This window comes from Romboutsia sp., from assembly GCF_051659545.1.
Lineage (GTDB): Bacteria > Bacillota > Clostridia > Peptostreptococcales > Peptostreptococcaceae > JBOFOR01.
On the sequence record NZ_JBOFOR010000339.1, the window covers coordinates 1 to 11,685 of the forward strand.

Consider the following 11,685-nt stretch of genomic DNA (forward strand, 5'->3'; position numbering starts at 1 on the left):
CTGTGGATTTAGAACTCATAGAGATTTGGTTGGAGCAAGAAATATAGTTAATGCAACTGTGGTAGATGGTCATAGTCTATCAGCCTAAATACCTAGATGGTCTGATTTAGGAAGGGCTAATGACATAGCCCCTATGGTGAGGTCATACTTCGATACTAGAAATAGACTTCGATTTAATCACTTTAATCTCAATGAATCCCCTAGCTTTAGCTATGGGCGAGAATGTCAACGTATATCAAGGCTCTTTTTAAAATTTGTTTGATTGCTCATAAATACCCCTCTCATTGTAGTAAGATTATTAAGTTTATGAAAATTCTGTAAAATTTATGCTAATAAAAAGTAGAACTCTATTTTATTAAGGATAGGTTTACTCAAAATATAAAACTTAAAATAATATTGCTAATATAAATAAAAAATACTATATAAAAAATTAATATGCTCATATTTCATACTTTAACAGAATAAAATTTATCAAAAGCTTAACTAATTTAAACTGTTTAAAGTGATGCGTTAGATGTATGTAATATAAACTAATAAATAATAAAGAATCGCCAATTTTAATAAGAAGGGTGAATAAAATGTTTGAAAAATTAAGAAAAGCAGATATAAAAGTCTATGAAAGTATGAAAAAAGAATTAAGAAGACAACAAAGAAACATAGAGTTAATAGCATCTGAAAATATAGTTTCACTACCTGTAATGGAAGCTATGGGGAGTCATTTAACTAATAAATATGCAGAAGGTTACTCAGGGCATAGATATTATGGTGGATGTGAATATATAGACGAGATAGAAACACTAGCAGTTGAAAGATTAAAAAAATTATTTGGATGTGAACATGCCAATGTGCAACCACATTCTGGTGCAAATGCTAACATTGGAGTGTACTTTGCTATTCTTAAACCAGGAGATAAAGTTATGGGGATGAACTTATCTCAAGGTGGACATCTAACTCATGGTTCACCAGCAAATATTTCAGGCCAATATTTTGAATTTACGGAGTATGGAATTATAAAAGAAAATGGGCTTATAGATTATGAGAATGTTAGAAAAATTGCACATGAAGTAAAGCCTAAATTAATAGTAGCTGGTGCGAGTGCTTATCCTAGAGAAATAAATTTTAAAATATTTAGACATATAGCAGATGAAGTAGGAGCACTATTAATGGTGGATATGGCTCATATAGCGGGATTAGTAGCAGCAGGATTACATAATAACCCATGTGAAGTTGCAGATTTTGTTACTAGTACAACTCACAAGACCCTGAGAGGACCACGAGGAGGTATAATTCTTTGTAAAAAGGAATATGCTTCTAAAATAGACAAGGCTATATTCCCAGGAACACAGGGTGGACCTTTAGAGCATATTATTGCAGCTAAGGCAGTATGCTTTAAAGAAGCTTTAAGCCAAGAGTTTAAAGAGTATCAAAAGCAAACTATTAAAAATTGTAAGATATTAGCTAGTGAACTAATCAACAGAAACTTTAACTTGCTAACTGAGGGAAGTGACAATCATTTAATTTTATTAGATTTAACTAATAAAAATATTACAGGAAAGCAAGCTGAAATAAGACTAGATGAAGCTTACATTACAGCAAATAAAAATGCTATACCATTTGACCCTAATGGTGCACTTATTACAAGTGGTATAAGGATAGGTACTCCAGCTATTACTACTAGAGGAATGGTTGAAGAGGATATGGTTATAATTGCAAAAGCCATAGATTTGTGTTTAACATATAATGAGATAGACAACGCTAGAAAATTAGTCGTTGAACTGACAGAAAAATATAAAATTTATGATGAGTATAAATTAATGGAATAATATTAGATGCATTTAAAGCTAGTCATTTTGACTAGCTTTTGTAATTTATATATATATTGTTAAGTTAGTAATATTATAGAGTATTATATAAATCAAATTTTACATCTACTATAAATATCTTTATTTCTATAAACATATTGTTCTCCTTTTTGTTGATCAACAAACTATCGATATTGATTATCAAACTGAATTACAATGCAATTAATAATTAAAGTTAATTACTTGATGATATTTAATTAGCAAAAATAAACTATGTTTATTTCGAGTAAATATTTAAGTGGATACCTCAAAAGTATAAATTACAAATGAATACATGTATCTTTGTGTACGATTATTAGATATTTTAACTTGAAGTAGGAGCATGTAATATGTTCTTATTTTTTTGCCACAATTATGCCACAAAATTGCCTTTACTTTACGGTGATTTTATTAAATCTAAAAAGCTATAATTAGAATATAAGTTATCAAATAGTAGAGTGAATAAGGAGGAAACTTAAGTTGAAAAAAATAAATTTAAAAAACAAAAGGTTGGTAATACAAATAACCATATTAGCACTAGTAATTATATCAGCATTAGCTCATGAATTAGAATCAATATTCCATTACATATGTCCTACGTGTGGGGTTACAAGTATTTATCAATTTTTGGTATCTCCTACAATATGGGCAACAAAAGTTAAGAGTACCTTAGGAATAGTAATTGGATTAGTAGTAATTTTTACTATAATATTTGGACCAGTTCTATGTGGATTTATATGTCCTTTTGGAACAATTCAAGATATAGCAGCAAGATTAGGTAAGAAGATGTTTAGAGCGAAGTACAATAATTTTGTATCTAAAAAATTAAATTCCAAGCTTAAATATTTAAGATATATAACATTAGTTGGAACTGTACTATTAACATCAATGTCAAGTGTTATGTTAATAGAATCACTTAATCCATACCATGTATTTTTAGGGATATTTAATTCTAAAACAATTAGTATAATAGGGGTATTTATTCTTAGTTTAGTAATATTAACATCATTATTTGTGCAAAGACCTTGGTGTAGGTACTTATGTCCATATGGAGCGTTACTAGGACTATCTAACAAATTTAAGATATTTAGAGTAGTTAAAAATGAAAATTCATGTATAGGTTGTAAAAAATGTGATAGAGAATGTCCAATGGGAATCGAGGTGCATACTAAAAATATTACAAGAGATTTAAGCTGTATATCTTGCTTAGATTGTGTAAAGAATGATGTATGCCCTAAGTTAGAAACTTTATTATATACTTCAAGAGATATAGAAGAAATAGAGGATTTAACAGAAGAATCTTATTATTTAGCAGAAGAGATAAACAGGTTGGAGGAAGATTATAATGAAAAATAGTAGAAATAAAATAATAGCAGGTGTGGTGTGCGGAACAATAATAGGGTCTATAGGAACTAGTGTAATAAGCAAATATCAAGTAAATTCACAAGGTAATGCTACAATTAGTAATATGCCACAATCGGGAGAAATATCCCAAAATGGAGAACGACAAGAATTACCTGAGGATGTGACTCAAGAGCAACCCGAAGAAATAATGAAAAATGAATCACAAAATGGTGGGCGAGGTAGAAAAGGTGGACATCATCAAGGAACGGGGAGCTTAGAAACAGATGAAAGTATAGATATCTCAACTGGAGGATATAGTGATGGAACATATGAGGGAGTAGCTGATGCATATGGATCTAATCTAAAAGTACAAGTTAAGGTATCAAGCGGAAAGATATCTAATATTGAAATAGTAAGTCACAATGAGACTCCAGGGTTTTATGAAACTGCATTTGAGCAAGTGCCAGCACAAATAATAGAAAAACAAAGCACAGAGGTAGATACAGTATCAGGTGCAACTTATACTAGTGTCGGTATAATTAATGCAGTAAATAATGCACTTAAAGAAAATACATCTCAATAATAACATTTATATAAAATAATTGAGCTCTTATTCTATTTAGGATAAGAGCTTAGCCTATATTGTAATTTATCTAGATAATTTATAGTAGTTGACTTATAATAATAGTAATAAAAATATAGAAGGAATAATGTTTGGAGGTACTAAGTGTCAAAACTTATATATATTGCCGATGATGAAAATAACATAAGAAATTTAGTGAAAACATTTTTGCAAAATGATGGACATATAGTAGTAGACTTTGAAAATGGAGATTTGCTACTAGAGGAATTTAATAAAAAAGAATGTGATCTTGTTATTTTAGATATAATGATGCCGGGCTCAGATGGATTTAAAATCTGCACCCAATTAAGACAAAAGAGTATAGTTCCAATTATAATGTTAACAGCTAGAGATAGTGATATGGACTATATAACAGGATTATCACTTGGAAGTGATGATTATTTCACCAAACCTTTTAGTCCAATGGCACTTGTAATGAGAGTAAAAGCTATATTTAGAAGAATAGATTTTGAGAAAAAGCAACGAGATGAAAAAGATGAAAATAAAGAACTTGAATTTGGAAACATTGCGATAAACATAAAGAATAAAACAGTTAACTGTGGAGAGACACCTATTGATTTAACACCTAATGAATATAACCTACTAAGCTATTTGTTTGAAAATAAGGATAGGGCAGTATCAAGAGAGGAACTATTAGATAAAATATGGGGATATAATAGTGAGATAGAAACAAGAGCAGCTGATGATACAGTTAAGAGACTTCGTAAAAAAATAGGGAATACAAACGTGTTGATAGAAACTGTATGGGGATTTGGATTTAGATTAAAGGAGAATTTGTAATATGCTAAGCAACCCTAAAAAGAAAATTAGTATTAGAACACGTATTTTAGTAAGTATTCTAGGTCTAATAGGAACTATATTTTTGGGTATAGCAATTACTTTCAATTTAATAGTAGATAGATATATAGCAATTAGTTCAAATGAACAATTAGAAAAAGCAAAGATAGCTGCTAAAAATACAGACAATCATAAGGAACTAATAAAACCACGAATCAAAGGTGAGGCAGTGGAGCCAAATATATTTTTTGATTTTATGAAAGTTATTGAAGAAAAAATTAGAATGGCTCAAATGAAATCAGATGCACAAGCGATAGTTATTAGTGAAGATTATGAACTATTATTTCCTACTAGAAAAGAAAATTTCTTCAAAAATATCGATGAATATGAAGCAATACTAAAAGAATTTAAAAACAGTAATATGGATTTGAATACTTCTGAAAATATTAAAATTGCAACATACAATAGCAATTATTATATATCATTTGTAAAAATAAGCAACTTAACAAATAGTCTAATAAATAACCAAACTTACTATTTAGTACTAATTATTGATATATCCAGTACCTTATCTTTAGCACAAAATCTTAATATGGTATTGATAGTTGTTATGTTCATAGCAGGGTTATTAGCATTATTTATTACTATATTCCTATCATCAAATATAGCTAAACCTATCAAACAATTATGTGAATTTGCCAATAGAATAGGTGAAGGTGATTTTAGCAAATATGATTTAGATTTTAGAGATAAAGAGCTGGATGAACTCTCTACTATAATGAATAAAAGTGTAGAAAAACTTGACAAATACGATAAAGAACAAAAGATATTCTTCCAAAATGCATCTCATGAATTAAGAACACCTCTAATGTCTATTAAAGGATATGCAGAAGCAATCAAATATAATGTAATAGATAAATACAGTGCTAGTGATGTTATTTTAGAAGAAAGTGACAGATTGGGAGATATGGTTGAAGAGCTACTGTATATTTCTAAGGTAGATAATATTACTAAAGATTATGAATTAGTTGAGTGTGATTTAAGAGAGATATTATCAAATTGCACTATTAAGCAAAAAACTAGGGCTATAAAGAATAGTATAGAATTCAAGTATGATTTTGATGATAATCCAGTACTATTCATTTGTGATGAGAAGAGTATATATAGAGCATTTTTAAATATTATAGAAAATGGACTTAGATATGCTAATAGTGAGATAATTATTGGATGCAGGGAATTAGATGACAAGATATGTGTATATATAGAAGATGATGGAGATGGAATTAAAGCAAGCGATCTGACTTATATATTTGATAGATTTTATAAAGGAGATAAAGGAAGGCATGGTATAGGATTGTCTATTGTAAAATCTATAATTGAAAAACACAATGGTAGAATATATGCAGAAAATAGTGAGTTAGGAACTAAATTTACAATATTGTTTGATATTAGAGAAACTAATATCAAATAATATTTATACAACTACTCATCTATACTTGCCACAAATGTGCCACTGGTTTACGGAGATTTAGATAGAATATAACCTGTATACTTTAAATATAAATTAAAGATAAACAGGAGGCAGTCATGCATAAAAGGAAAATTGAACTAATAACATTGGGGCTGATATGTATATTAGGAATAACAGAATGTACTATAAATGCAAAAGATAAGGATGAGAGTAGTAGTACAACTAAAGAAGTGGAGGTAATTAAAGGAAACATTAGAGAAGAGATATCATTATCGGGATATGTAAAAGCAAATATAGATAAAATAAAGTCGGAAATCCATCCAATAAATACTATTAGATGGATTTTTAATATATTAAAAATTTTAAGGAAATACCTTAAGTTCCGCAGAAAGTTTTATAACAAGAATTATTATACTTTGAAAGTGTTGAGTATATTTCTTGTTCTGTAGAATATTCATAAGGATTCTTAAGTACATATAGTAGCTTTTCCATAATAGTAAAATCGCCTTTTTCACTAGCTTCTAAAGCTTCTTCAACTCTGTGATTTCGTGGAATAACTGCTGGGTTAGACTTTTTCATTAAAGTAAAAACTTCTTTCTTAGAATTTTCTTGCCTTTTTAATCTATCCTGCCAAATTTTATACCAGTTATTAAATTCATTGCTATTAAACATTTTACTACTATCTATTTTATTTAAGGTTAAGGCTACAAAAGTGTTAGTGTAGTCTTCGTTATACTTTTGAATTATATTAAGTAAATCTTCAATAATAGACTTATCATTATCTTCATGGTGGAAGATTCCAAGTTTAGATTTCATCATATCTATCCAATTTTTATTATACAAACTAGTAAAACTATAAATAGCTTCTTGTGCTTTTTCTAGGGCTAAATCTGTATTTTCATCTATTAATGGTAGTAAAGTTTCAGCAAATCTACATAAATTCCAATGAGCCATAGTAGGTTGGTTTTTATAAGAATAACGCCCACTGTGGTCTATTGAGCTAAAAACAGTATCTGCATTGTAATTATCCATAAAAGCACATGGCCCATAGTCAATAGTTTCACCACTGATGGTCATATTATCTGTATTCATTACACCATGTATAAATCCAATACTTTGCCATTTGGCTACTAGATTAGCATGAAGTTTGATAACTTCTTTAAGCAGATTAATATATTTATTTTCATTATCTATAATATTTTTAAAATGTCTATTTATTGTGTAATCAGCAAGTTCTTTAAGAGCTACATCGCTACATAATCTTCTTGCATATTCAAAAGTTCCAAATCTAATATGACTAGAGGCTATACGAGTAAGTATAGCTCCTTGTTTTACGTCTTCACGATATACTTTTTCTCCTGTCTTTACTACTGCTAAGCTTCTAGTTGTAGGTACTCCTAAAGCGTACATAGCTTCACTTATTATATATTCTCTAAGCATTGGTGAAAGAGCAGCTCTTCCATCGCCTCGTCTTGAGTATGGTGTTTGACCTGAGCCTTTAAGTTGTATGTCATACCTATTTCTATTAGGAGTAATTATTTCTCCTATAAGTAAAGCCCTTCCGTCACCTAGCATTGTAAAATGACCAAATTGATGTCCTGCATAAGCCTGTGCAATGTAGGCTCCATTTTTTGTTTTTTTGTTACCAGAAAGAATTTCTACTCCTTCTTGAGTTTTTAATATATTCGCATCTATTCCTAAAGAATCTGCTAGAGACTCATTTAGGATTACTAAGTTAGGTGATTTGACAGGAGATAATTCAATTTTATTATAAAATTCATCTGGTAGACTTGTGTATGTGTTGTCTAAATTTAGTTTCATATATTCTCCTTATAGTTTATATTTTTATTCTATTAGTTAGTATACCCCTATTAACAAAGGTTAAATTAATAAATTTAAAGAAAACAACCATCTATTATGTCTACATAACAAATGGAGAAAAATACAATGAAGGCTTACAATGGTTAACAGATAGGCCAATAGCTCATAGGGGATTGTTTAATGAAAAAGCTCCAGAAAACTCCATTGATGCCTTCAAAAATGCAATAGAAAAGGGAAGTTTTGAGGAATTAGTATATACAAACAAGCTCTAAGAGTAACTACAAGCTCTTAGAGCTTGTTTTTAGTTATATTAAATTTGCGATAAGGATATTGACTTTTACACTAAGAGCATATAAAATAATAATATAGTCGGTCGGTTGACCGACTGATTAAAAAGATAAGGAAAGGTGAATAAAGAGATGAGTAAAATTAAGCTAATAACAGACGGTTCATGTGATTTATCTAAAGATATAATAGAGAAATATAATATAGAAGTAATAGGACTAAATGTATTATTTGGAGATGAAAGCTTTATTGGTGGAGAAGAAATAGATAATCAAACTTTTTATAAAAGAATGAGTGAGTCTCAACAACTTCCCAAAACCTCATGTCCATCACCTGAAAAATTTATAGAAAGTTACAACTGTGAAGTTGATAATATATTAGTATTAACAATAAGCTCTAAACTATCAGGTACATACAGCAGTGCAATCCTAGCAAAAAAAATGTTTACAAATGAAAATTATAATAAAAATATAGAGATTATAGATACATTAAATGGATGTGCAGGTCAAGGAGCCTTAGTAGTAAAAGCAGCACAAATGATAGAAGAAGGTAAATCTTTTGAAGAAATAATTGAAACTATAGAAAAAATAAAATACAAAATTGTTCATTTTGGAACATTAGAAACTCTAGAAAATGCTATAAAAGGAGGAAGAATAAGTGCTTTAAAAGCTAGTATAGTAAATGCTTTTAATTTTAAAGTTATAGTTCAAATTACTGACGGATTAGTAAAGCCTGTAGATAAGGCTAGAGGTGAAGTTAATAGTTTGAAAAAAGTAGTAGAAAGTGTCTTACAATTAAGTGGAGACACTAGTGAAAAAATACTTTCAATAGCTCACGCAAATTGTCCTCACAAAGCTGATAAGGTTAGAGAATTATTAGAAAAAGAACATCAATTTAAAAAAATAATAATAAGTGAAGTAGGTCCTGTAATGGGAACTTATACATCCAAAGGTGCAATACTTGTGAGTGCATTATAAAATAGGCTAAAAGTTACGTATATTAACTGATGAAATTAAGGAGGTGTAATTATGACAACTTATGCTAGGGAGCCTATAAATGGTTTTACACATTTAGGAGGTGCAATTGTTTTTTTTGCTGGACTTTTAGCTTTAATTATAAAAACAACGTTAACTACTCCTTCTGTTGTAAACATAGGTGCAGTAATTATTTTTGGTATTAGTCTAGTGTTACTTTATGCTGCTTCTGCGACATATCATTTAGTAGTTGCAACTGACAAAGTAATAGAATTTTTAAGAAAAATTGATCATTCCATGATATTTATTTTAATAGCTGGTTCTTATGCTCCATACTGTTTGATAGGATTAGGTGGATTTAGAGGATGGACCATGTTTATCATAATAGGAACAATTGGAATTTGTGGTGTGTTGTTTAAAATGATTTGGTTTAAATGTCCTAGATGGGTGTCTACTTGTATCTATATAGGTATGGGTTGGATGGCTGTATTAGTAATAGGTCCATTGTACCAAACTATACCATTAGGAGGTATATTTTTATTAGTATTGGGAGGGTTATTTTATACTATAGGAGGCATAATATATGGAATTAAACCTAAATCTCTTAAGTTTAAGAACTTAGGATTTCATGAAATATTTCATATATTTATACTTTTAGGAAGTATATGTCACTTTTTATCAGTGTTTAAATATGTGATCTGAAAATTAAGTAGTCATTATTTGTTTTATAAAATAGTGGCTACTAATAGGTAGTGATAGATACTCTACAGCAGTAGATTGTTTAATTAAAATAGAATAATATAATTATAAAGCTGTCTAAGTTTAAATTAATCTTAGGCAGCTTTATCTTTTATTAATTCCTTTAATACTTGTCATATTTATACGCGTAGTATAGAACTCGACGGGTTTTGTCATTTTTATTATGGTATACTAGAGATGGGAGTAAATATTTAGAATAAAATACATATTTGATATGGGCAACCTTTTAATTAGTTTTATTAAAAATTAATTAATGTTTAAATTGGCCAATTGGAGGGAGTAAAATATGAAAATAACTGAAGGGTATATACCATATGAAGGATTTAAAACATATTACCGTATAGTAGGAGAAACAATACCAGGCAAGGCACCATTAGTATTACTTCATGGAGGACCAGGTTCTACACATAACTATTTTGAAGTACTAGATAAAATAGCTGAAACTGGGAGACAAGTAATAATGTATGATCAGATTGGATGTGGTAATTCATTCGTAGAAGGTCATCCAGAATTATTTAATGCTGATACTTGGATAAAAGAACTTATTGAACTAAGAAAATACTTAGGACTTGATGAAATACATTTATTGGGTCAGTCTTGGGGAGGAATGCAAACTATTTGGTATGCCCTTGAACATAAACCAAAGGGAATTAAATCATATATTCTTTCATCGACTCTTTCTTCTGCAAAGCTTTGGGAAGAAGAGCAAAAAAGAAGAATATCATATATGAATGAAGAAGACCAGAAGGCTTTACTTGGTGCAGTAGATACTGGGGAGTATTCTAGTAATGAATATAATGATGCATTAGGAAGATTTATGGAAATGTATTGTGCACCACCAGTAACAGAAGAATCTCCAGAGTGTATAAGAAGACCTAAAAAAGCAGGTACTGAAGCTTATGTTGTAGGATGGGGACATAATGAGTTTTCTCCAACAGGAACTCTTGCAGGATATGAGTTTACAGATAGGTTACATGAGATAGAGGAACCCTGTTTAATAACTAGTGGAGCAATAGATCTGTGTTCACCATATATAGCAAAGACTATGTACGATAGAATTCCTAATAGCCAGTGGGAATTATTTCAGTTCTCAAGACACGCTCCATTTATTGAGGAAAATGAGAAGTATATAGAGGTTTTAACTAAATGGTTAGATACAAATGACTAAAAATATAAAAATAAAATTTTTTATGAATTTAACATTTTAAAATGATTATCAAGTAATGAAAAATGAAGGGGGTATTTATATGGAATTTAAAAATATTGCATTAAAAAAACCGGCAAATGTTTATTTTGATGGAAAGGTAACAAGCAGAACAGCTAATTCTAGCTTTGATGTAGTAGTTAAGGTGTATGCAGATTATTGTTGTTCATATATAAATGTTACTTCTAATAGGTATAGTCAAGATTAATATTGTAAATGTTTAGATAAATCTCCTCCTAATAAAATTTGATAGGAGGAGATTTTATTATTTTAAAGGGTATTTGTCTACACCAATTTTCAGCATTCTCTAGCTGTCTTTTGACTCTAATATTCATCTCCTTTAATTTCACTCCTATTTAATAACAATATACATAATTATTATACCTGGAACCATAAAAAAAATAAATGATTACCATTGAATATATACATTTTACTAATGGTTATTATGGAGATATAATAAGTTGTATAAGAACAACAAACTTAAAAAGTGAAAGGAGATAGACTTATGCAGTCAACTCAAGAGTTAAAAAGCTCATCTAATAAATCTAAAAATTCTAAAGGAATAT

General features: G+C 29.3%; 10 protein-coding genes. 9 read left to right on the plus strand and 1 reads right to left on the minus strand.

Annotated elements, in window-relative coordinates; all coding sequences use genetic code 11:
* Window positions 1-578: 578 nt before the first annotated feature.
* The 5 genes from glyA to ACRC03_RS19950 all read left to right on the plus strand — a co-directional run bounded on the left by glyA (window position 579) and on the right by ACRC03_RS19950 (window position 6,076).
* Complete coding sequence (gene glyA, locus ACRC03_RS19930) at window positions 579-1,823, plus strand: serine hydroxymethyltransferase (protein WP_438654363.1); 1,245 nt, start codon at window positions 579-581, stop codon at window positions 1,821-1,823.
* Between the two features lie 498 nt (window positions 1,824-2,321).
* Window positions 2,322-3,197: a 4Fe-4S binding protein gene (locus ACRC03_RS19935; protein WP_438654364.1), complete on the plus strand. Its 876-nt coding sequence runs from the start codon at window positions 2,322-2,324 to the stop codon at window positions 3,195-3,197.
* Window positions 3,187-3,768: an FMN-binding protein gene (locus ACRC03_RS19940; RefSeq protein ID WP_438654365.1), complete on the plus strand. Its 582-nt coding sequence runs from the start codon at window positions 3,187-3,189 to the stop codon at window positions 3,766-3,768. Before ACRC03_RS19935 ends, ACRC03_RS19940 begins: the two co-directional genes overlap by 11 nt.
* A gap of 144 nt (window positions 3,769-3,912) precedes the next feature.
* Complete coding sequence (locus ACRC03_RS19945; RefSeq protein WP_438654366.1) at window positions 3,913-4,608, plus strand: response regulator transcription factor; 696 nt, start codon at window positions 3,913-3,915, stop codon at window positions 4,606-4,608.
* Between the two features lies 1 nt (window position 4,609).
* On the plus strand, window positions 4,610-6,076 hold the full coding sequence (locus ACRC03_RS19950; protein ID WP_438654367.1) for a sensor histidine kinase: 1,467 nt from the start codon (window positions 4,610-4,612) through the stop codon (window positions 6,074-6,076).
* 375 nt (window positions 6,077-6,451) lie between these two features.
* On the opposite strand, the gene ACRC03_RS19955 is transcribed toward ACRC03_RS19950, so the two are convergent.
* Window positions 6,452-7,897 carry a protein adenylyltransferase SelO gene (locus tag ACRC03_RS19955; protein ID WP_438654368.1) on the minus strand — a complete coding sequence of 482 codons (1,446 nt, stop codon included), beginning with the start codon at window positions 7,895-7,897 and terminating at the stop codon, window positions 6,452-6,454.
* A 419-nt stretch (window positions 7,898-8,316) separates the two neighbouring features.
* Between ACRC03_RS19955 and ACRC03_RS19960 the strand changes: the two genes are divergently transcribed.
* The 4 genes from ACRC03_RS19960 (at window position 8,317) to ACRC03_RS19975 (ending at window position 11,327) form a co-directional block, all read left to right on the plus strand.
* The gene (locus ACRC03_RS19960; RefSeq protein ID WP_438654369.1) at window positions 8,317-9,159 is read left to right on the plus strand and encodes a DegV family protein; all 843 of its coding nucleotides are present in this window, start codon (window positions 8,317-8,319) and stop codon (window positions 9,157-9,159) included.
* Between the two features lie 51 nt (window positions 9,160-9,210).
* On the plus strand, window positions 9,211-9,858 hold the full coding sequence (trhA, locus tag ACRC03_RS19965; protein ID WP_438654370.1) for a PAQR family membrane homeostasis protein TrhA: 648 nt from the start codon (window positions 9,211-9,213) through the stop codon (window positions 9,856-9,858).
* 343 nt (window positions 9,859-10,201) lie between these two features.
* Window positions 10,202-11,083 carry a proline iminopeptidase gene (gene pepI / locus ACRC03_RS19970; protein WP_438654371.1) on the plus strand — a complete coding sequence of 294 codons (882 nt, stop codon included), beginning with the start codon at window positions 10,202-10,204 and terminating at the stop codon, window positions 11,081-11,083.
* Window positions 11,084-11,162: 79 nt separating this feature from the next.
* On the plus strand, window positions 11,163-11,327 hold the full coding sequence (locus ACRC03_RS19975; protein WP_438654372.1) for a hypothetical protein: 165 nt from the start codon (window positions 11,163-11,165) through the stop codon (window positions 11,325-11,327).
* Window positions 11,328-11,685: the final 358 nt, after the last annotated feature.